Origin of the sequence: Enterobacter sp. ECC-219 (genome assembly GCF_043966805.1) — a bacterium.
In the GTDB taxonomy this organism is placed as follows: domain Bacteria; phylum Pseudomonadota; class Gammaproteobacteria; order Enterobacterales; family Enterobacteriaceae; genus Enterobacter; species Enterobacter cloacae_N.
Genome location: NZ_CP143680.1, coordinates 374,302 through 396,001 on the forward strand (window position 1 = coordinate 374,302; position 21,700 = coordinate 396,001).

14 protein-coding genes are annotated in these 21,700 nt (G+C 56.6%); 3 read left to right on the forward strand and 11 right to left on the reverse strand.

What is annotated here, in order from left to right; genetic code table 11:
• Positions 1-33: 33 nt before the first annotated feature.
• The 9 genes from V1603_RS01820 to bcsR form a co-directional block, all read right to left on the reverse strand.
• The gene (locus V1603_RS01820; RefSeq protein ID WP_116342858.1) at positions 34-1,527 is read right to left on the reverse strand and encodes a pitrilysin family protein; all 1,494 of its coding nucleotides are present in this window, start codon (positions 1,525-1,527) and stop codon (positions 34-36) included.
• A 226-nt stretch (positions 1,528-1,753) separates the two neighbouring features.
• Positions 1,754-3,040 (reverse strand): dicarboxylate/amino acid:cation symporter, encoded by a 1,287-nt coding sequence (locus V1603_RS01825; protein WP_028014754.1) that lies wholly within the window; start codon positions 3,038-3,040, stop codon positions 1,754-1,756.
• Positions 3,041-3,199: 159 nt separating this feature from the next.
• Positions 3,200-5,206: a biofilm formation regulator HmsP gene (gene hmsP, locus V1603_RS01830; protein ID WP_192983802.1), complete on the reverse strand. Its 2,007-nt coding sequence runs from the start codon at positions 5,204-5,206 to the stop codon at positions 3,200-3,202.
• Positions 5,207-5,325: 119 nt separating this feature from the next.
• The gene (gene bcsC / locus V1603_RS01835) at positions 5,326-8,808 is read right to left on the reverse strand and encodes a cellulose synthase complex outer membrane protein BcsC (protein WP_395313434.1); all 3,483 of its coding nucleotides are present in this window, start codon (positions 8,806-8,808) and stop codon (positions 5,326-5,328) included.
• On the reverse strand, positions 8,790-9,896 hold the full coding sequence (bcsZ, locus tag V1603_RS01840; RefSeq protein ID WP_163331111.1) for a cellulose synthase complex periplasmic endoglucanase BcsZ: 1,107 nt from the start codon (positions 9,894-9,896) through the stop codon (positions 8,790-8,792). The genes bcsC and bcsZ overlap by 19 nt, the downstream gene beginning before the upstream one ends.
• A 6-nt stretch (positions 9,897-9,902) precedes the next feature.
• Positions 9,903-12,323, reverse strand: a complete 2,421-nt coding sequence (gene bcsB, locus V1603_RS01845; protein WP_395313435.1) for a cellulose biosynthesis cyclic di-GMP-binding regulatory protein BcsB — start codon at positions 12,321-12,323, stop codon at positions 9,903-9,905.
• 10 nt (positions 12,324-12,333) lie between these two features.
• Positions 12,334-14,949, reverse strand: coding sequence for a UDP-forming cellulose synthase catalytic subunit (gene bcsA / locus V1603_RS01850; RefSeq protein ID WP_395313436.1), 2,616 nt, complete (start codon positions 14,947-14,949; stop codon positions 12,334-12,336).
• On the reverse strand, positions 14,946-15,698 hold the full coding sequence (bcsQ, locus tag V1603_RS01855) for a cellulose biosynthesis protein BcsQ (protein WP_028014760.1): 753 nt from the start codon (positions 15,696-15,698) through the stop codon (positions 14,946-14,948). Before bcsQ ends, bcsA begins: the two co-directional genes overlap by 4 nt.
• An 11-nt stretch (positions 15,699-15,709) precedes the next feature.
• Positions 15,710-15,898 carry a cellulose biosynthesis protein BcsR gene (bcsR, locus tag V1603_RS01860; protein WP_116342870.1) on the reverse strand — a complete coding sequence of 63 codons (189 nt, stop codon included), beginning with the start codon at positions 15,896-15,898 and terminating at the stop codon, positions 15,710-15,712.
• A 174-nt stretch (positions 15,899-16,072) separates the two neighbouring features.
• On the opposite strand from bcsR, the gene bcsE reads away from it, so the two are divergent.
• The 3 genes from bcsE to bcsG are packed head-to-tail and all read left to right on the forward strand — an operon-like array spanning position 16,073 to position 19,498.
• Positions 16,073-17,635, forward strand: a complete 1,563-nt coding sequence (bcsE, locus tag V1603_RS01865; protein WP_116342872.1) for a cellulose biosynthesis c-di-GMP-binding protein BcsE — start codon at positions 16,073-16,075, stop codon at positions 17,633-17,635.
• A complete protein-coding gene (bcsF, locus tag V1603_RS01870; protein WP_014885605.1) occupies positions 17,632-17,826 on the forward strand; it encodes a cellulose biosynthesis protein BcsF in 195 nt (64 codons plus the stop codon). The genes bcsE and bcsF overlap by 4 nt, the downstream gene beginning before the upstream one ends.
• Positions 17,819-19,498 carry a cellulose biosynthesis protein BcsG gene (gene bcsG, locus V1603_RS01875; RefSeq protein WP_163331109.1) on the forward strand — a complete coding sequence of 560 codons (1,680 nt, stop codon included), beginning with the start codon at positions 17,819-17,821 and terminating at the stop codon, positions 19,496-19,498. The genes bcsF and bcsG overlap by 8 nt, the downstream gene beginning before the upstream one ends.
• Positions 19,499-19,655: 157 nt before the next feature.
• Here bcsG and birA read toward each other — a convergent pair whose 3' ends face one another.
• Positions 19,656-20,618 carry a bifunctional biotin--[acetyl-CoA-carboxylase] ligase/biotin operon repressor BirA gene (gene birA / locus V1603_RS01880; RefSeq protein WP_116342876.1) on the reverse strand — a complete coding sequence of 321 codons (963 nt, stop codon included), beginning with the start codon at positions 20,616-20,618 and terminating at the stop codon, positions 19,656-19,658.
• Positions 20,615-21,643, reverse strand: coding sequence for a UDP-N-acetylmuramate dehydrogenase (gene murB, locus V1603_RS01885; RefSeq protein ID WP_395313437.1), 1,029 nt, complete (start codon positions 21,641-21,643; stop codon positions 20,615-20,617). Before murB ends, birA begins: the two co-directional genes overlap by 4 nt.
• Positions 21,644-21,700: the final 57 nt, after the last annotated feature.

A 21,700-nucleotide genomic window follows, 5' to 3' on the forward strand; every position in this document is an offset into this window, starting at 1 on the left:
CCCTCTCCCACAGGGAGAGGGAATGTTCAGGCATTACTGCCCCTGCGGAATATCCGTCGCGTCCTGGTGGAGATCGTCAGCCGTGGCAGCCTGCGCCGGCTGCGGCGCGGTAGCCATAATGGAATCCCAGGTCTTCTGAAGTTCCTTCATGTCATATTCCGGCTCGCCTTTCGGCTGCAGAAGGATCAACGCCATATCCTGCGACAGCTGCTGACGTAAATCCTGATTCAACATATTCACGGTCAGACCGTTCAGGAAGTCCTGACGAAGCTTCTGGTACTGCTCAGGCGCAATGTCGACAACCTGGTTCTGCAGGGAGCGAATACGCTGGCTGATCAGAATATCAGTATCGGCGCGAGCGTAGGTGGCAAATAGCTTCTGCAGTTCCAGTTTTTTCTGGGCAACCAGCGCATTGAACTCCTCTTCAGAGAGCCCCTCTTTACGCACTTTTGCCAGCTCTTTCGCCACCACACCGAGATTGGCATTCAGCTTATCGCCCGGCGATTCAACGTTAATGGCACATTGCGCACGCTGGAACAGCACGCGGCAGTCAAAGCCAAGGCCAATGTTCTTCACGTTGTTTTTGCTCAGCGTCTGCTGAACGTGCCAGAACAGCGCTTCACGCGCCAGATCGGCACGCCAGTAGCGCAGCAGCGCCGCGGACTCGCGAATAGGTTGCCAGGCGTTGTCCCACATCACGGAGAGTCGGTCCTGACGCACGGTGTCCGTCATAATGCTGACAGGCTCGGCGCGCAGCGGAGAGAGCGTCGGGACAGGGGCTGGCGTTTCGCGTTTGCCCTTCAGATCGCCAAACGCTTTGTTGATCTGCTCAACCACCGCGCGGCTATCCACATTACCGACGACGATCAGCGTCATCGCGTCCGGGGTGTACCATTTCTGGTAGAACGATTTCACCTGCTCGACGTCCACCGGCTGCTTCAGCGGCTCCGCCGGGTCGTGCCCCAGCAGCGTTGAGCCTTTCAGACGGTAGCGCCACCAGCCCTCTTTGGTATCCGCAGGCCAGGTCGCCACCATGTCGCCGTTGCTCAACGCATAGTTCACGGTGTCCGGCGTAATCGCCAGGTTGCCAGAGGCATCAGAGAGATACGTAAGGGCTTCTTTAAGCAGGTCGTTACGGTTATTTGGCAGGCTCAGGTTAAACATAGTGTAGTCATAGGAGACCACGGCCGGAGGAAGGGGGCGTTTCGGATCGATGGCCTGTTGCCACAGCGAACGCACCTGAACCGCTTGCAGGCTGCCGCTCTGCGTGAGCGCCAGACGGGGAATAAAATGGCTAAAACCGGTTTGCTGAGTGCTTTCCGTAAGGGAGCCGGTATTAACGGACAGACGGATTTCAATACGATCGCTGGGCCGCTGCGGGGTGGATAACACCTGCCACTGAAAACCGTTCGCTAACGTGCCTTGTTGCCAGGCCGGGTCTGGCTGGAGCGCATCTGCCTGCACATAACTGGCTGCTGCCATCATCAGCAAACCGCCGGTTAAGAGTCGAATTTTTGTGCCCTGCATGTGAACCCCTGATCAACATTCCTGGTTAAAAAGAGTGTCTCGCGACGCGCTGCACTCTAAAAGATGACGATGAAAACACGTCGATTAGACCGCGCGTTCGGCAAAACGTCACGGTCCGAAGTGAAATATACCCAAAAAAAATCTTGTCGAATTATGACAGGTATGAACAGTTATTATGCGCAGGAGCCCGCATCCCGACAAGGGAATGCGGGCAATTGTGACAAGATTAGGAGGTTAAACCAGGATTTTTGCTATCTGACGCGCGATTATTCAGCGTGTCGTTAAGCTTCTTGTGATCCAGCTCTTTCACCCATTTCGCGACCACCACCGTTGCCACGCCGTTACCCACCAGGTTGGTAAGGGCACGCGCCTCAGACATAAAGCGGTCAATACCAAGAATCAGCGCCAGACCCGCCACCGGCAGATGCCCCACCGCGGAAATGGTGGCCGCCAGCACGATAAAGCCACTACCCGTAACGCCCGCAGCCCCTTTAGACGACAGCAGGAGCACTACCAGCAGGGTAATCTGATGGAAAATATCCATATGGCTGTTGGTCGCCTGGGCGATAAACACGGCCGCCATCGTCAGGTATATCGAGGTACCGTCAAGGTTGAAGGAGTACCCCGTCGGGATCACCAGGCCGACCACCGATTTACGGCACCCGAGCTTTTCCATCTTATCGAGCATACGCGGCAGCGCCGATTCTGAAGAGGAGGTTCCCAGAACAATCAGCAGCTCTTCGCGGATGTAGCGAATGAATTTGAAAATGCTGAAACCAGTCGCACGAGCGATGGAGCCCAGCACCACCACCACGAAAAGAATACAGGTGATGTAGAAGCAGATAATCAGCTGACCCAGCTGCACCAGCGTGCCGACGCCATACTTGCCGATGGTGAAGGCCATCGCACCGAAGGCACCAATCGGCGCCAGGCGCATGATCATATTGATAATGCCAAAGATGACCTGCGAGAAGCTTTCAATCACGTTGAAGATAAGCTGGCCTTTGCTGCCCAGACGGTGCAGGGCGAAGCCAAACATCACGGCAAACAGCAGCACCTGCAGAATGTTTCCGCTGGCGAAGGCGCCGATGACGCTGCCGGGGATAACGTCCAGCAGGAAGGCCACCACGCCCTGATCCTTCGCCTGTTCGGCATAGACCGCGACGGCTTTGGCATCCAGCGTAGAGGGATCAACGTTCATACCCGCACCAGGCTGCACCACGTTGACGATGACCAGACCAATAATCAGCGCAAGGGTACTGACCACTTCAAAATAGAGAAGCGCCACTGCACCGGTACGGCCAACCGCCTTCATGCTTTCCATGCCAGCGATGCCCGTTACCACCGTACAGAAGATCACCGGGGCGATGACCATTTTAATGAGCTTTACGAACGCGTCGCCAAGCGGTTTCATTTGCGCGCCCAGTTCAGGGTAATAGTGCCCCAGCAGAATACCGATGGCGATGGCTGTCAGGACCTGGAAATAAAGACTTTTGAAGAGTGAGGTTTTCATAGGGTGTCCTTGGGAAGAAAAACCACAGGCTTTGTAAGGTTATGGTTAACCTGCGGCTCTAAAATAACACCCGTATAACAGGACAGAAATAAACTCAGTTCAAATTTGAAACACAAATGTTAAGAACTTTGAACTGGCTCGCACAAGCCAGCAACAAAATTACACTTTTGCGTTATGGTCAGCGCCGGAAAGGTATCGCTGTTCGAAGACATCCGGCGGCACCGCGGGGGCAAAAAGGTAGCCCTGGCCGCTCTCGACGCCCGCCTCTGCAAGCCAGGCGCGTTGCGCTTCGGTTTCAATCCCCTCGGCAATAAGATGCAGGTTGAGACTGCGCGCCATCTGCACGATGGCCTGCACCATGCTGCTGTCCTCCGGCAGCCCGTCGACAAACGATTTATCGATTTTGAGCACGTCCACCGGCAGGGTTTTCATGTGCTGAAGCTGACGCAGTCCGGCGTATCCCATACCAAAATCGTCCAGCGCGATGCGAATGCCGGCATTGCGCAGCGGCTTCAGAATGGCAACCGCGTCGTTAGGATCGTCAATGCGTCGGCTCTCCGTCACTTCCAGCGTCAGCGTATCGGGCTTGATCCGGTAACGATGGATCAGCTCCAGCATCTCGGAGACCATCGTCGGATGCATAAGCTGCAGCGCTGACAGATTGACCGACAGCGGCAGCGTAACGCCGCGCTCCTGCCAGGCGGCAAGCTGGCGGCAGGACTCCTCCAGCACCCAATAGCCAACGGTGACCATCAGACCACAGGATTCGATGCGCTCAATCAGCCCTTCCGGCAGCTCCCATGAGCCATCCGGCTGCTGCACGCGGAGCAGCGCCTCGGCACTTTTCACTTCACCCGTCTGTAAATTCACCTGCGGCTGCAGCCAGAGGGCAAACTGACGGTTATCAAGCGCGGTCAGGATGTCGCTCTCTTCCGTCAGGCGCTGCTGCGCTTTTTCCATCTGCTCCGGGTCGAAGAACTGGATCTGATTTTTCCCTTTACGCCGGGCGGTAAACGCCGCCGAGAACGCGCGGCGGTACAGCTGCTCCGCCGTTAAATCACCGTAGTACATGGCGATACCGATGCTGGCGCTCGGACGAAGCTGGATACCCTGAACGGGCAGCCGCTCATTTATGACAGTGAGTACTTGCTGACCTAATGTAATGGCGTGCCACGGCTCTTTCACGCCGTTGGCAATCACCACCAGGTCGTAACCGCTGACCTGGGTCAGCACCATGCGCGGGGCAAGGACGGATTTCACCTTTTCCACCAGCGTCAGCAAGAGCATTTCACGCTGGCTCTCCTTTAGCACGCCGGCCGTATCCTGCAGGGTTTCACAGGCGATCACCATCAGCGCCGTGGTTTGCTGCCGCGCAACGGTCTGCTCCAGCATCGCCATCAGAAACGCTTTGTTGGGAAGCTCCGACACCGGGAAGCGCGTAGCGCTGTTGTTTAACTCATCCTGCTGACGCTGGATGCGCTGCTGGTTGAGGTTGTAGCTGCGCACCAGCATCCCGATCTCATCGTCATGATGCAGGCGCGGCAGCTCAAGCTGGTGCCCCAGCTGATCCTGCGGCGCAAGCGAATTCAGCTCTCGGGCGATACGGCGCAGCGGGTGAACAATCAGCCGGTTAATGCACCAGGTCAGCGCCACGCTGAGGATAAGGGTCATAAGTAAGCAAGTGGTCACTAACGTAACCACCCAGCTCATGACGAATTTATACATCCGGTACGAGTCCGCCTGCAGAACCAGGTAGGCCAGCGGCTGCGGATTGGCAGGGCGCTCAAGCGAATAGACAGGCAGAGAAATTTGTACCGGCAGCTCAAACAGGCGCATCACCATCATCGGGACGGGACGCTCCGGGATAAAGCTCATCCGCAGCGCCTGGAACTGGTTGGGCAAGACGACATCGGCGCGGCTAACGACGCCGGCAGGCTGAATGCGTTTTAAGATGGTTTCCGCTTCGGGAATATCCCCTTTCAGGATCGAGGCGGAGAGCGGGCCGCGCACCGAGCGGGCGATACTTTCTAACTGCGAAGCCGTGTTATAGCGATTCTGCTGTACGGAATGAAACAGCAAAATTACGCAGAAGAGCAGTACAAACAGCATAGTGACGGCAGAGACCATCGCCATCTGTTTGATCGTTAAGGAACGGCTGACACGCAAAATGACTCTCCACAAAACTCGAAGCGCAGGGCGCGCCAGGGTGTAAACCTGGCGCGCCTGAGTATACCCGATTGCCGCGCTATTAAGAGAGACTTACAAATGGATTAAGGAAAATCCGATTACCAGTCTGCGTAAGGAATAAGCGGCTGCGGCGGTAAGTCCATATCACCCTGCCAGCCTGCTGCAGAGTAACGCACATAAATCAGCGCATGGCTTGGGGTATAGTCTTTCGCTTCCTGAATATCCACGCCCATGCCCACAAACCAGTTGGACGTGACCCGGCGTTCGATAATCGCCCGCGCGGTATAACCCGTCCCGGAGGAGCTGCTGCCGGTTTCCATCGCGCCCCGGTCAGTATAGCGGCCTGGCTCATCGGTCGGGATCAGGCTCTGGATCGGGTAGCGCAGCTCGTCTTTGGTTTTGGAGTGGGACCAGGACACCGAGCCTCCCAGCTCCCAGGACCAGTTTTCCGTGCGCTTACGCCAGGTTACAGGCAGCGCGAAGGAGACATACTCCTGCGGGCTGTAGTAGCCGCCCTGACCGAGGGAATAGCCGCTCAGATCTTTGTCGTAGTGCCAGAGCATATTGGACACGCCGACCGTCAGGCGCTCGTTGTTTTTATTGATGAGCTTGTAGTAGTAACCCGTCATCCAGCGGACGCGCCAGTTATCTTCCACATTTTTACCCGTCAGCGTTTCCGCGTTCAGGCTGGACCAGATGCCGTTCGCCTCACCTTTGTCATAGCTGATGCTCACGCCACCGCCGGTTGCGCGTACGCCGCCCCAGGTGGTGCCGGTATTGGTATCTTTTTGCCCGGCGAAGGCCAGCAGCGAACTGGAGATAGGCCGACGATGGGCGTTGACGGTATAGCCGATGGGACCTAAATCACTGCTGTAGCTGATGCCGCCCACCACGTCGACGACGTCAAAGCCCATTGGCGTGGTGCCAATATCCATCGCCCAGGTTTTATTCTGCCAGCCGACGGCGACGCTGGCGCCGCTGTCGCTCTGGCTGGTGTTGCCGCTACACGGCGTGTCGTAGCAGGTCCCCCATTTAGGATCGTAAGTCCCGTTATTGTTATCAAAAGTACCGGCATCCATGTTGACCAGATCGCTTCTGAAGAACATGCGCCCGTCAGAGAGCGGTGCGTCCACCTGGAGCATGGTGGTATGCGCTTTCAGGTCGGAATAGCCGCCCGTGCCGCTGGAGCCCCAGTAGTCGTGCTGGAGCGTGACGTTAACATCCTGCTGACGGTACAAATCACCAGCGTCACTGCGCACGCCGCGCTTCAGCCAGTCATCTTTTTCATCGTTACGCGTCAGACGAGTGAAACTGTCGTTGTCCACCGGACGCGTCGTGGTGATGCCGGACGACACCATCGCATCTTTATACGTCTCCAGCGCCTGTTGCGGCTGGCCGTTTTGCGTCTGGAAGCGGGCTGCATCACGCAGCACCAGCGCGCTTTCCATGGAGGCGGGCTGCGATTTTGCCTGTGGAATGATTTTGCTGAAGGTCTGTTCTGCGGCAGCGGAATCGCCCAGGCCCGCCTGCGCCATCGCGATCCGGCGCTGCATATTGAGCGAGAGTGGCTGGTCATTTTGCCCGGCGGGCAGTTTCGCGAGCTCGGCACGGGCGGCATCTTTGTTACCTTCCGCGCTGTAAATCTCGGTCAAACCGAGGATCGCGTCCTCATTCTGCGGCTCACGCTGCAGGACGGCGTTGTAGGTGGTTTTCGCCGACGCCAGATCGCCACGCTGCTGCGCCCAGTCCGCCAGCGTCAGGTCGATGCGGGTGGAGGTCGGCTGCTGGCGCAGAAGGTTTTCCGCCTCCTGCTCTTTGCCGCTGTCGCGCAGACGGTTAGCGGTTTCCAGCACCTGGTTGCTTTGCAGGCGGTCGGCAAGTTCCTGAATATTGCCGTTCCACTGGCTGCGCGGCAGGGTATCCAGATGCGCCAGCGCGGCCCGGTCCTGGTCGTTTCCGGAAAGATAGAGCCCGTTGGCATAGATCTGATCCGGATCAGACGGTTTTTGGCGGGCAAGCTGGCGCATCAGGGTATCCGCCTGGCTGCGCTGACCCGCGCTGTAGAGATCGCGCGAGAGACGATACGTTATCCAGACGTCACCGGGCGAGAGCGCCAGACGACGACGCTGGATTTCTGCCGCCTGAGCGTATTTCCCCTGACTTTCCAGCTGTTCTGCCTGGGCAGACAGCTGCTCGTTAGTCAGGCTACGCTCAATATCATCAATGCTCCGGCGTTGGCTGGCAGAGAGCGACTGGATAAACTGCGAGGCTTTCTCCGGGGACTGTGCGCGGTAAATATTGGCAAGCCCGCGAACCGCATTGCTGTTGCCGCTGTCCATACGCAGTGCCTGGCGGTAATAACGCTCTGCCGTGTCGTTATCTTTACGCGCCGCGGCGGCATCTCCCAGCCCCAGCACCGCGTAGCTGTCGGTATTGTCGATGTTACGCGCCTGCTGAAAGTATCGTTCCGCCTGCGCCGGGTTATTCGCCTTCAGCGCCGCATCCCCCTGCTGGATCAGCAGCCAGTAGCGGTTAACCTTCAGTAAACTGTCCCATTTACCGCGGTTATCGCTCTGAGGATCGAGGGCAATCGCCTTTTCAAACTGTGCCACCGCGCGGGCGCGGTCGCCTTTCTGGGAATAGGCTTGTCCAAGGGCGCCCACCGCTTCACTGTCGGCATGGTTGGCGCTAACGGCTTTTTGCAGCTCCGCCACCGCCTTACTCCCCTGCCCGGCATCCACCGCCGCCAGCCCTTCCGCTTTCGCGCGGAACGCCGGGTCTGCGAGCTGTTTTTGCTGCGCCTCAAGCTGGGCGCGCGCCGCCGCGACGCTATCGCCGTCGCTGAATACGGTCAGGTATTTTTGCAGCGCGGTAACGCTGGCGCTGCTGGCGGGCTGGTCTTTAATCTGCTCATACCACATGTCAGACGCCTGACTGCGACCGCCGGTAGATTTAGCCATCTCCTGCAGCACCGCAAAGCCTTCATCACGGCGTCCGCTCTGGAACAGAAGCTGAGCCAGCGTCGTCTGCAGCTGCGTATTACCGGGGCTGCTGCTGTTATTTTTTTTTAGTTGGTTAATGGCCGAAGCGCGACGGGCAGGATCTTTCGCCACCACATTCCAGTATTCCGTCGCCACGTCGCCGCCCGGCGGGTTGCCGTCAAAGAGCTTGTCATAGGCGGCTATCGCCTCCTGCGTGTGCCCTGTTGTGGCGAGTAAGCGCGCCTGCTGAAGCTGCTGGCGGCCATCCGGCGTGGAAAGCAGCATCGTGTTGCGTGAGGACTGGTAGGCGCTGGAGCCCGGGGCGATCCCTTTCAGGCGATCCAGCTCTTTTTGCGCTCCGGCGTTATCGCCCTGGCGCAGCAGGTAGCGAAAGCGGGCGGCAATGACGTCAGGGTTGTTCGGATCGATCAGCTCAAGACGGTAGAGTGACTGACGAACCAAATCCTCACGATGGGTCGATTCGCCCAGCCGAACCTGCTCCAGCAGCTGTTTCTGCTGCGGAGAGTTGACGGCCTGCGCCAGCGGCATCAGTGCCAGCCCAAGCGATAGAGTGAGTAGATTTACTGTGAACTTGCGCATTCCTGGCCCCAATCCGGTATTAATTCACCCTTAGCGGTGAAGCGAAAACGATGCTGATCCCATCCCTGACCAAAGAGAGTCAATACATAGCTGTAGTAGGCATTTTTATCGGGAAAATGGTCTGCCACGCGCTGGCGCTGAACCGCCTGGGCATCGCGCTGTTGTAAAAACGGCAGCATGGCGGCAGAGAACCCGACCGGGCCATTGCCGGTGCGTTTCCCCGTCGCCACATCCACTTTCTCCGGCGGCACGCCCTGTTTGATTGTCGTTGCCGCCATCGGCTGGAAGCGGGTCAGCAGCCGGGCTTTTTGAGGATCTTTATCGCTCATCATGCCCACCCAAAGATAGACACGTATGGCGTCATAGCCCCCCACCAGCGTCTTATCCTGCTGTAACTGCCAGCCTCTGTTTTTCTGATACTGCACCCAGTCCGGCGAGAACCCCTTCGGCGCGCTTTCCAGCAGTAGCCGCAGATTGGTTTCACGCAGCGTGGTCCACGGGGCTCCGTAGCGGGTGAAATAGCTCGCTAGCTGTGGAGGAAGGTAGCTGGGGTTAAAGCGCCAGGCGTTTTCATCGGCAAAGCCGACTTTACCGGGAAGCAGCATTGAGCCGAGCCCCGGCACTTTCACCACTTCCTCGCTGGCAATGCGTTTTAGCAGCGCCTTGCCCGTTTGGGTATAGTCCGGGTGTTTCCATAACCGGCCCGCTTCGAGCAGCGACCAGGCAATCCAGACATCGGCATCTGAGGCGGAATTAGTATCAATCACCCCCCAGTTTTCTTTGTCTTTCTGCCCCCAGAGCCAGGCGGGCAGACGATCGTTGAGATTGCCGCTGGCAAGGTTATCGCGCGTCCAGGTCAGCAGCAGGTCAAACGCGTTGCGATCGTTAGCGGCAAGGGCAAAGAACAACGCATAGCTTTGCCCTTCCGACGTCGTAATTTTGCGCGTGTCACTGGGATCAATGACGCGCCCGCCCTCGCTGATGTAATCCTTTTTAAACTGCTCCCAGGCAGGCCAGGTACAGGCGGCGCGAAGCGGGAGCGCCGCCAGCATCAACGCTACAACTACACACCAGCGAATGGCTTTCATCACGTCTTACTCATCGGGGTTAAGGCGACGACGGCTGATGATACGCAGCAGACGCCACAGCACCCATGCCAGCAATACCACGCTGACCGCAGCCAGGATGGCGAGCAGAACCGGATGGTTAGACAGCGCATACCACAGGCGTTCGAACCACGGCAGATGGCCGACGTAGTACACATCACCCACGCGCAGGCTGTTGACGCCGGACTCGCGGATCACCGACACCGAGCCAAACATCGCGGCACGTTTACCGCTGTCGTTCATCGCGGTATTCAGCAGCTCATAGCCACGGGGGCTGTCCGCCAGCAGGGCTATTACGCTACGCTGATCGTTGTAAGGGGACTGGAAGCCCATCACTGCAGCCATCGCTCCCTGAGAGGTTACGGCCGTCTGTGCGCTGGCCTTGCGATCGTTCACATCCGGCATAATGCTCGGGAACTCGGTCTGACGCAGCGGCGTGTTAACCCAGGACTCGGTGGCTTTTACCAGCAGATCGATACGTTTTTCATCCTTCAGCTTATCCGGGATGGTGCCGATCACCATAATATCCGCATCTTTGTTCTGGATTTGGCTGCCATCATCCGTCAACGTGACGTTAATTGCCGGTAATCCAGTTTGCGCGCCTACGGTCGCCATGGTGTCGAGCAGGGTCGTCACCTGACCTTCGTTTGGCGCTTTTGGCATCACCACAATGGATTCAGAGAGATCGGCCATGCGGCTGAACGGGAAGCCCGCGTTAGCAAAGGCACGCAGATCCGGCATCGCCAGGAAATGGTAGTACTTCGAGAAGTCGATGGTCGACTCATCGCCGATCACGACGTGGTTCTGTACCGGCTGGAAGGTGATGCAGTTCTCCACCGAACCGCCAGGCATCGGGTTCATGTACTGGAAATCAAAACGCAGCTGGTTAATCGCGCCAAGCTTCAGTGCCGGAATAGAGACGTCCGTTTTGCCGTCCAGCAGCCCCTGCAGCACCGGCAGGCGGAGCATCAGCCGGTTAGTGTCCTGGGTGCTTTGCAGGCTGAACGATTGCAGGAACTGGTTGTTCAGGCTGATATCCATGCGCGAGCTGTCTTTCGTCGCCGGCGCGGTATAGCGATAGTTGAGATTGATATCAATGCCGTTGGTGCGCAGCAGGTACAGATCCGGCGGCAGGTTCAGTGACAGGTTAATCGACGATGGTTCCAGCCCGGACGCCTGCAGCTGCTCTTCATAGGTTTTCAGTTCACCAAACGTCACGGCACGATCGGTACGCACCCAGTTTGGCGCGTCATAAGGTTTACGTGCCAGCAGCGGCTTAACCTCGTCCACCACCACGCTGTTGCCGCGGAACAGGACGTTGCCCTGGGCAATTGCTTTTGCCGCCTGAACCAGATCTTTATCGTCACGACCAAAGACCACCAGCAGCTTCACGTACGGGTTATCCGGGTGGCTTACCATCTCAATAGTTGGCGCTTTGACTTCCGGGTGGTCGCGCAGGAAGGCCGGACGCTTGGCGTTAGTTGCAAAGACAATCGCGTTTCTGTCCGGCATTTTGTCATACATCACCGGGAAGTTCTGACCGCGCCAGCCAGAGCGGGAGCCAAACCAGGAGGCCACAATGGTCGCCGCCAGCTGCTCGGTCACGTCAGGGGATGACGCAAACACCATCGGCAGCGTGAGCGGACGGTTATCACGCGGATCGAAGAACGGAACCGGGAATGCCGAAAGATCGTTTTTCAGCGCCAGCGGCTGGTAGGTCATCTGCAGCGAGGAGTTGCGCCCGACGTCCAGCCACAGCGTGTTGCTGGCGGGGTTTTCGCAGACATCGCGGTAGTGACCAACAAACTCCAGACGGATACGGTTAAAGTCGGTGATGAACAGCGGGTTAATCGGTACCTGCGCCTGGGTTTTCTTACCCAGCTGCTCTTTGGTCACCGGCAGAACGTCCATCAGCTCATCATTGAGGTAGACCTTCAGCTGAGACTGCGTCGGCAGCAGGGATGGCGACGGCGTATATTCAAGGTTCAGTACCGCATTCGAAACAACCTCATCGCTGCGCATACCAAATTCAATGCTGCCGTTAGGATTGACGCCGCGCAGCACCATGCTGCCCGGCGGCGGCGCGATTTGCGCGAAGGTCAGCTTCACGTCCCGCGACGGCGTGTTCTCCGCGACAACGGGCGCGTTAGCCCCCCGCACGCCCGGCATCACCTGCCCGATGACCGGGTTCTCGGCCGGGAGGGTGTTCCCCTCCGTTGGCTGGTTCGGAATGATGTTTTCTGTTTGACCGGGTGCCGCCGTGATAACCGGATCGGTTGCCTGCGCGACGACAGGTACCGTCGGCGCAGGCGTAGCCGCTGCGTTACCAGGTGCTGCGTTAGCCATTGTTGCGGGGAGTGCACTCACTCCCATTGCCACTGCACATAACCAGGAAAGTTTTGTTTTCATCGCGTTATCATCATTGTTGAGCCATAACCGGGTCCGCCTGCTTCGCCTCATCCCGCTCAGGACGACGAGGAACAAACGACACGACCCAGGAAACCAGCGAAGTAAGTGACCGGAAAATTAATTTCACCGACGACGGGGCAAATTCTGCAAGGTGACGATAGCCACGGAACCCCAGCTTCAGAATATCCAGCAGGCTTTCCAGAGGTTTATCTTCCGGGAAGCTGTCCTGCCAGAGAGCCCATGTATCCGCACGGGCAAACGTACACTGCACAAAATCAATGTGTTGCTTTTTGGTCAACGGCATCAGTTGCAGACCGACCTCACTGCCTGCCACACGCACCACCTGCGTCGGGAAGACATACTCCTGCTGGCCGCGCTTGAGCAGCAGGTTAACCTTCTGCCCTTCCAGCACTTTCGCCTGGCCGTTGATTTTGATCCCCAGACCACCGTCAGAGAAATCGTGCACCGTACAGGAGAAGAGGTGGCCATCTTCACGGGCAATCGCCGCAGGCATGCAGATTTCAACGCGATGCGCGCGACGAACCTGTTTACTCTCAACCGACACCGCCACCGCGCCGCCGAGGATTATCAGGTTGTAGAACACCCAGGCCATACTCACAAACACGGTCAGGATTTCGTTTTCCGGGCCGTAGAAGTAGCGCCAGATGCCGGCGATAACGCCAACAATATTCAGCAGCACGAGGAAGATGTACGGGCGGGAGATCACCCAGTCGACGTACTCCTCTTCCACCAGACCGCCCTTTGCGGTGACGTTGAATTTACCTTTATGCGGGTTAATCAGCGCGACCATCGTCGGCGGCGCGATGTACCACGCCAGCACCGTTTCGTAGATTTCACTCCAGAAGGAGTGGCGGTATTTGCCCTGGATCTTCGAGTTCGTCAGGCTCGCGTGGATCATGTGCGGCAGAACGAACAGCGCAATCATCAACGCGGGGGCGTAGATGATATAGGCGTGAAGGAGCAGGAACGCCAGCGGCGCGGTCAGGAAGATAAGCCGCGGGATGCCGGACAAGAAGTGGAACATAGCGTTGACGTAGCAAAGACGCTGCGCCAGCTTGAGGCCTTTCCCTATCAGAGGGTTATCGAGACGGAAAATCTGCACCATGCCGCGCGCCCAGCGAATACGCTGGCCAATGTGCGCCGAGAGTGATTCCGTCGCCAGACCGGCGGCCTGAGGGATACGCATATAGGCAGAGGTATAGCCCCGACGGTGCAGGCGCAGAGAGGTGTGCGCATCTTCGGTCACCGTCTCAACGGCAATACCGCCAATTTCATCCAGCGGCTTACGGCGGATAACCGCGCAGGAGCCGCAGAAGAAGGTGGCATCCCACATGTCGTTCCCGTCCTGCACCAGCCCATAGAACAGCGTGCCTTCGTTCGGGGTTTTGCGGAAGCGGCCAAGGTTACGTTCAAACGGGTCCGGTGAGAAGAAATGGTGCGGCGTCTGCATCATCGCCAGCTCTTTCTCTTTCAGGAACCAGCCCATGGTCATCTGCAGGAACGAGCGCGTCGGCACGTGGTCGCAGTCAAAGATCGAGACGAACTCCCCGGTGGCATACTTCAGGGCGTTGTTGATATTACCGGCCTTCGCATGCTCGTGAGTCGGACGGGCGATATACTCGACGCCGACCTCTTCTGCAAACTGGCGGTACGCCGGACGATTGCCGTCATCCAGGATCCAGACTTTGAGCTTATCTTTCGGCCAGTCGATGCCCAGCGCGGCATAGATGGTGTTTTTCACCACGCTCAGATCTTCGTTGTAGGTCGGAACGAAGAGATCGACAGTCGGCCACTGCGTGGTGTCCTTTGGCAGCGGAACCGGCTGGCGGTTGAGCGGCCAGATCACCTGGAAATAGCCCAGAACCAGCACAATCCAGGCATAGGTCTCAGCAAACAGCAGCACCAGACCGCACACCAGGCTGACCGGATCGTCCCAGTTCAGCGTTGAGGTGTAACGCCACCAGATGTAGCGGCAGGAAACCGTCAGCGACAGCACAATCAGCATCAGCGCCGAGAAGCGGCCCGGAATACGGCGAACCAGCAACGCCACGCCCCACAACAGGATCAGGAAGGTGAACTGCGCCAGGGGATTGAAGGGTTGCGTGATACAGACCAGCGCCAGAATGAGCGAGAACACGACAATCACGCCAAGGATAAAACGCCGCAAGCCCGGATGGAGGTGCCCGAGCTCTTTATGGTTATCCAGATGGCTGGTCTTATCGCTGACGCTATTGGGCAGTTTATCCAGCCACTGGTGATAGCGTTCACGTAACTGCTGTACGCGGGAATAGCTGCGCCAGTGCGGCGTTATTTTCTCCGCACGGGATGACGTGACCGCCAGCCAGATGGCCTGAATAAGATAGCGCGCCGGATCCAAAGGCCGTGGCCGGTCGGGGTTAATGTGTGGATATAATTCGCCGTGGCGTGCACGCATGCGCTGCCAGCGCGGGTGTTCGAGTGGAATGAACGTCCAGGCCAGAATCAGCCAGAAACAGCCGAGCGCGGCGCTGAATGCCGGGGCACCATGCCGGCGAAAGTGCCGGTAATGGTCGCTCAAACGCGAACTGACCGGTGGGATAAGAAGCCAGCTGGCGAGTCGACTCATACCGAACTCCCTGCCGGCTCCGCCTTGCTGGCGAAGTTCAGCAGACACCAGTTAGCCAGCGTCAGGATCTCTTCTGCTGCCAGCGAGTCGCTGCGGTATTCGCCGAGCGGCTGCTTGGAGGCGAGGCATTCCGCCATCCCCTCATCGCGATGAATCACAATGGGCAGCAGGCGGCGCTGGCTTTGCAGCCACACCTGATAGAGATCGTCCTGAATTTGGCTACCGATACGTAAATCGTTAATCAGAAGATGCGCGTTTTGAGGCAGACCCTGCTGATGCAGGCGAATATGGCAGTTCGCATCCACGTTCACCACGGAAAGTACATGGTCGCACTGGGCGATGAGCTGTCGGGTCAGCGTCCCGGCGCCGTGCGGCAGATCCAGCAGGATCCACTGGTAGTGCCCCTTTTCTTTCAGACTCTGCAGCGCAAGCGTGAACTGCGAAAACAGACGCTGATAGGCGGCCTCATTCTCGCGTTCCGTGGTGGTCAGTTGGCCAAAAGGCAGCAAATCAAGCTGGGAGGTATAGCGCAGACCCGCATCCCGCCAGTCTTTGTCATCAAGCAGCGCGCGGGCCCAGCCCTCTTCGCGAGTAAAGTCGACGTTGAACGACATACGCAGCAAATTATCGGCGCAGGCGTCAATCACCAGCACCGATTCACCTAAAAGCTGTAATGACCACGCCAGCGCCGCGGTAACAGATGTGGTACCCACACCGCCACGGACACCCTGTAATCCGAGTATGGCCATCAATGGCTCCCTTATTGTTGATGGGCGAATTCAGCTAATAACGGCCAGCGTTTAATAGCCGCGGCCAACTGTTCCCGCTGGGAAATATCGGTATAATCTATTTCAGGTAGAGAAAAGGCCTGCGCCAGCGCCAGAAAATCGTTTTGGAATGTGTAACCCAGAGTCGAATCGACTGGGGTTCCAGGTTCGTTATTATCCATTCTTATTCCATCCCTTTGAGGAAAATCGCACGCTCGGAAGTTGCAGGGCGTCCTGCCCTGACAAATTTCATTTACATGCTAAATCTGATGTTCTTTAATTTCAATGTTAGGTTTATTTCTACGCTTTCGCTAGTAAACTGAGATACAGACAAATTAGACGAAAAGAGGGACATCGTGGACTCCATATTTTCTATTGGCATCCAGTCATTATGGGACGAATTGAGCCACATGCCAGTCGGTGGAGTCTGGTGGATTAATACGGATCGTAATGAAGATGCTATCAGCCTGGTAAACCAGACAATTGCCGCTCAGGGTAAGGATTCCCGCGTGGCCGTCATTAGCATGGGCGAAGAGCCGAAGAAAATTATCACGCTGGAAAGTGACTGCGGACCTCAAAAAGTACGTTTATTTTCCATGTCAGCGGAAGCGGATAGTCTATACTTTTTGCCCCGCGACGTTCAGTGCTCTATTGATCCGGATCACTATTTAGTGATTCTTAAATGCGCAAACAACACACTGCAAAATATTCCTGCCGAAAAACTGCTGTCGTGGCTGGAAAAAATCAATAAATGGGCAAAATTTCAAAATTGCACGCTATTGGTCGTCAACCCCGGCAGTAATAATGACAAGCTATTCTCACTTTTAATGGGTGAATATCGCTCCCTGTTCGGACTGGCAAGTCTTCGTGACCAGGCAGGAAGCTATCTCTACGATATTGCCTTCTGGTGCAATGAAAAGGGCGTGAGCGCCAGGCAACAGCTGACCCTTAAACCTGTTGAGGGGAAATGGCACCTGGCACAGCAGGAAGAAACCGTGGTGCAGCCGCGCAGTGACGAAAAACGCATCCTGAGCCATATTGCAGTTTTAGAAGGTGCGCCCGCGCTTTCGGAAAACTGGTCGCTGTTTGAGTCTAACGAAGCGCTTTTTCATGAAGCCCGTACCACCCAGGCAGCCACCCTTATTTTCTCGTTGATGCAGAATAACCAGATTGAGACGCTGGCGAGACAAATTCACACCCTGCGCCGCCAGCGCGGCAGCGCGTTAAAAATTGTGGTGCGCGAAAATAATACCAGCCTGCGCGCAACTGATGAGCGTCTGCTTCTGGGCTGTGGGGCAAATATGGTTATTCCATGGAATGCACCACTGTCACGCTGCCTGACGCTCATTGAAAGCGTTCAGGGCCAGCAGTTCAGCCGCCATGTACCGGAAGACATCTCCACGCTGCTCTCCATGACCCAGCCGATGAAGCTGCGCGGCTACCAGAAATGGGATACGTTCTGCGATGCCGTCGGCAACATGATGAGCAACACGTTACTCCCCGCGGACGGTAAAGGGGTCATGGTTGCCCTGCGCCCGGTACCGGGTATTCGCGTTGAGCAGGCGCTCACCTTATGCCGCCCGAACCGTACAGGGGACATTATGACCATTGGCGATAATCGCCTGGTGCTGTTTCTGTCTTTTTGCCGGGTAAACGATCTTGATACCGCGCTTAACCACATCTTCCCCCTGCCTACCGGGGACATCTTCTCGAACCGTATGATTTGGTTCGAAGATAATGCTATTAGCGCGGAGCTGGTGCAGATGCGCGCACTTCAGCCTGAACAATGGGTTAAACCGCTCGCAATCACCAGCGATGTAAAACCGATCCTTAATGCCAGACATGACGGACATGTCTGGCGTCGGGTTCCGGAACCCCTTCGCTTATTAACTGAGAATGGGGAGAACGCACCATCATGAATATCAGCGATATCATTCAACTGGTCGTATTCTGTGCGCTGATCTTTTTCCCGCTTGGCTACTATGCGCGCCATTCCATACGCCGTATCCGTGATACGGCCAGAGTGATGTTTATAAAACCTCGCTATGTAAAACCAGCCGGAACACTGACACGGGCATCACACGTCAAGGCAGACCGTAAACATGACTAATTCTACCTATACCGCTTCGTCACCCTCGCCGCTCTGGCAATACTGGCGCGGCCTTTCCGGCTGGAACTTCTACTTTCTGGTGAAGTTTGGTCTGCTGTGGGCAGGCTATCTGAATTTCCATCCCCTGCTTAACCTGGTGTTTATGGCCTTCCTGCTGATGCCTCTGCCGAACATCAGGCTGCATCGTTTACGTCACTGGGTTGCCATCCCCGTCGGCTTTGCGCTGTTCTGGCACGATACCTGGCTTCCCGGACCGGAAAGCATAATGAGCCAGGGATCGCAGGTCGCGGGATTCAGTGCAGACTATATGCTTGACCTGGTTGAACGTTTCATTAACTGGCAGATGATTGGCGCCGTCTTTGTCCTGCTGGTTGCCTGGCTGTTCCTGTCTCAGTGGATCCGCGTCACGGTGTTTGTCGTCGCCATTATGATCTGGCTTAACGTGCTGACGCTGGCGGGGCCAAGCTTTTCCCTGTGGCCTGCCGGCCAGCCGACGACAACGGTGACCACGACGGGAGGAAGCGCAGCGGCTACCGTTACAACGGCAGGCGATACGCCGGTGGTGGGCGATATTCCAACGCAGACCGCACCGCCAACCTCCACCAATCTCAATGCGTGGCTTTCCAGCTTCTATACCGCAGAAGACAAGCGACAGACGAAATTCCCCGACGCGCTGCCGGCAGATGCTCAGCCATTTGAGCTGCTGGTGATTAACATCTGTTCCCTCTCCTGGGCCGATGTGGATGCCGCCGGTTTGATGTCTCACCCGCTGTGGTCACACTTTGACATCCAGTTTAAAGATTTTAACTCTGCCACCTCGTACAGCGGCCCGGCGGCTATACGCCTGCTGCGCGCAAGCTGCGGTCAGACTTCGCATAAAAACCTCTATCAACCCGCCGGTAACCAGTGTTATCTGTTCGATAACCTCGCGAAGCTGGGCTTTACGCAGCACCTGATGCTGGGGCATAACGGCCAGTTCGGTAACTTCCTGAAAGAGGTGCGTGAACAGGGTGGCATGCAGGCGCCGCTGATGGATCAAACCGGTCTTCCCGTTACGCTGCTGGGCTTCGACGGTTCGCCGGTTTATGACGATACCGCCGTGCTGCAGCGCTGGCTGCAAACCATCGAAAAGGACAGTAATCCGCGCAGTGCGACGTTCTATAACACCCTGCCGCTTCATGACGGTAACCACTTCCCGGGCGTGAGCAAAACGGCGGATTATAAAGTGCGTGCGCAGAAATTTTTTGACGAGCTGGACGCGTTCTTCACGGAGCTGGAAAAATCCGGCCGTAAAGTAATGGTGGTAGTGGTACCTGAGCACGGTGGCGCGCTGAAGGGCGACAGAATGCAGGTGTCAGGTCTCCGTGATATCCCAAGCCCGTCCATCACCAACGTGCCAGCAGGCATTAAATTCTTTGGCATGAAGGCACCGCACCAGGGTGCACCGATTGAGATCGCTCAGCCAACCAGCTATCTGGCGATCTCAGAACTGGTGGCCCGCGCCGTTGACGGTAAGCTGTTTGTGGAAGATAGCGTGAACTGGGATCAGCTCACCAGTAACCTGCCGCAAACGGCAGAAGTCTCCGAGAATGCCAACGCGGTGGTGATTCAGTATCAGAACAAGCCGTACGTTCGTCTGAACGGCGGGGATTGGGTACCGTATCCGCAGTAACTGATTTACCCCTCACCCTAACCCTCTCCCCACAGGGGAGAGGGGATAGTCAGAGCGCTATTATTGCGCCAGCTTTTTCAGGCTTGCCGAACAGTCGTCGTCTTTAGAGGTGATTTTGGGCTCTCCGGAAGACTGTCCCATCGTTAACTCCATCCGATTATTCGGCGCTTCGCAGGGAAATTTCACCACCCACCCAGGGCTTGATCGCGCCATCCTGCTCCAGAAGCAGCGCGCCCTGTGCGTCAATACCGCGGGAAACCCCATAGATTTCTTTATCACCAATCAGCAGTTTCACCGGGCGGTTAATAAAGTTATCCAGCTTTTCCCAACGAGACAGGAACGGTGCCAGACCTTCCTGTTCAAAAAGCGTGAGTGAGCTACGTAGCTCTTTAATCATGCGCACGGCAAGGGTGTTACGATCGATGACGATCCCCGCCTCCTGGAGGTTGGTCCAGGCCTGATTCACCACGTCATTCTGGACAGTACGCATCACCATATTGAGGCCCGCACCAATGACAATTTGCGCCGCATCACCGGTCTTGCCCGTCAGTTCGACCAGGATCCCGGCAAGTTTACGATCGTTGAGGTACAGATCGTTTGGCCATTTAACACGGACCCGATCGGCACCCAGATCGTGCAGTACTTCCGCCATGACAATACCAATGACCAGACTCAGGCCAATGGCTGCGGCAGGCCCCTGCTCCAGACGCCAGTACATGGACAGATAGAGATTAGCGCCAAATGGCGAGAACCATTTGCGACCGCGACGGCCACGACCGGCCTGCTGATACTCGGCAACACAGGCATCGCCGGATGAGAGTTCGCTCAGCCGATCCATAAGGTACTGGTTCGTCGAATCAATCACCGGCAGCACCGCAACATTGCCGTGTCCAAGCTGGCTGCGGATGACGTCTTCATTCAGCAATTGAATTGGCTCCGGCAGGCTGTAGCCTTTTCCGGGTACCGTGAACACATCAACACCCCAGTCGCGGAGGGTCTGAATATGCTTGTTAATGCCGGCACGGCTCATGCCAAGCTGCTCGCCCAGTTGCTCGCCAGAGTGGAACTCCCCGTCTGCAAGGATGCTAATCAGGGTTAACGGAATGGTATTGTCCTTCACGCAATGGTCTCCACGGCATTCACTTCACCTGTGCGACCAATGAAGCGGACTTCTGGCTCCAGCCAGACGTTAAACTTTTCGCCCACACGCTGACGAACATAATGAGCCAGCTGCACAACATCATCGCTGGTCGCATCGCATTGATTAATCAGTACCAGAGCCTGCTGCTGGTGAACGGCAGCGCCACCTACTGAAGCGCCTTTTAACTGGCATTGATCGATCAGCCAGCCTGCAGCCAGCTTCACGCTGCCATCGGTCTGAGGATAATGTGGCGCAGTGGGCCATCCTTCAAGGAAGGCTTTTGCATTTTCGCTGCTGATAACCGGGTTTTTGAAGAAGCTTCCAGCATTTCCGTTTACTTTCGGATCGGGAAGTTTAGTCATCCGCATATGGCAAACCGAGTCAAATACGTCGTGGGGGGTGACGGTAGCCGGATCGAGCCGCGTTAAATCACCGTAGGTGAGTACGGGCTGCCAGTTTTTCGACAGGCACAGGCCCACGGCGATAATCACGTAGCGATCCTGATATTCATGCTTGAAGATACTGTCACGGTAGCCGAAACGGCACTGCTCTGCCGTTAAGCGCTTAGCCGTTCCGGTCGCCAGTTCGATGCAGTCGACATACTCACAGACATGTTTCAGTTCGATGCCGTAGGCGCCGATGTTTTGAATGGGTGACGATCCGGCACAGCCTGGTATAAGCGCCAGGTTTTCCAGACCCGGCATCCCTTTTTCGAGGGTAAATTGCACCAGGTGATGCCAGTTTTCTCCGGCACCCACGTGCAGATGCCAGCTATCAGTGCGCTCTTCCACACCAATACCCATGATGCGGTTAACAATTACCGTGCCCGCGAAATCGTCGAGAAACAGGACATTGCTTCCTTCGCCCAGAATCAGTACGGGTTCGTTATTTTCTGTTGCGCTTTGCCATGCATCCAGCAACTGCTGTGCTGTATCGGCACGTACAATTTGATTAGCATTACGTTGAATGCCAAAGGTATTCCAGGGCTTAAGGGAGTGGTTCATAGACGCTATCCTGATGCAAAAACGCAGGTAGTTTACCGTATAAGCAGAGCGTTGGGG

What these genes read in the sequence shown, in the direction of transcription:
- V1603_RS01820 (WP_116342858.1), bottom strand. Translation starts at nt 1,527, where the DNA reads ATGCAGGGCACAAAAATTCGACTCTTAACCGGCGGTTTGCTGATGATG.
- V1603_RS01825 (WP_028014754.1), bottom strand. Translation starts at nt 3,040, where the DNA reads ATGAAAACCTCACTCTTCAAAAGTCTTTATTTCCAGGTCCTGACAGCC.
- bcsC (WP_395313434.1), bottom strand. Translation starts at nt 8,808, where the DNA reads ATGCGCAAGTTCACAGTAAATCTACTCACTCTATCGCTTGGGCTGGCA.
- bcsZ (WP_163331111.1), bottom strand. Translation starts at nt 9,896, where the DNA reads ATGAAAGCCATTCGCTGGTGTGTAGTTGTAGCGTTGATGCTGGCGGCG.
- bcsB (WP_395313435.1), bottom strand. Translation starts at nt 12,323, where the DNA reads ATGAAAACAAAACTTTCCTGGTTATGTGCAGTGGCAATGGGAGTGAGT.
- bcsA (WP_395313436.1), bottom strand. Translation starts at nt 14,949, where the DNA reads ATGAGTCGACTCGCCAGCTGGCTTCTTATCCCACCGGTCAGTTCGCGT.
- bcsQ (WP_028014760.1), bottom strand. Translation starts at nt 15,698, where the DNA reads ATGGCCATACTCGGATTACAGGGTGTCCGTGGCGGTGTGGGTACCACA.
- bcsR (WP_116342870.1), bottom strand. Translation starts at nt 15,898, where the DNA reads ATGGATAATAACGAACCTGGAACCCCAGTCGATTCGACTCTGGGTTAC.
- bcsF (WP_014885605.1), top strand. Translation starts at nt 17,632, where the DNA reads ATGAATATCAGCGATATCATTCAACTGGTCGTATTCTGTGCGCTGATC.
- bcsG (WP_163331109.1), top strand. Translation starts at nt 17,819, where the DNA reads ATGACTAATTCTACCTATACCGCTTCGTCACCCTCGCCGCTCTGGCAA.
- murB (WP_395313437.1), bottom strand. Translation starts at nt 21,643, where the DNA reads ATGAACCACTCCCTTAAGCCCTGGAATACCTTTGGCATTCAACGTAAT.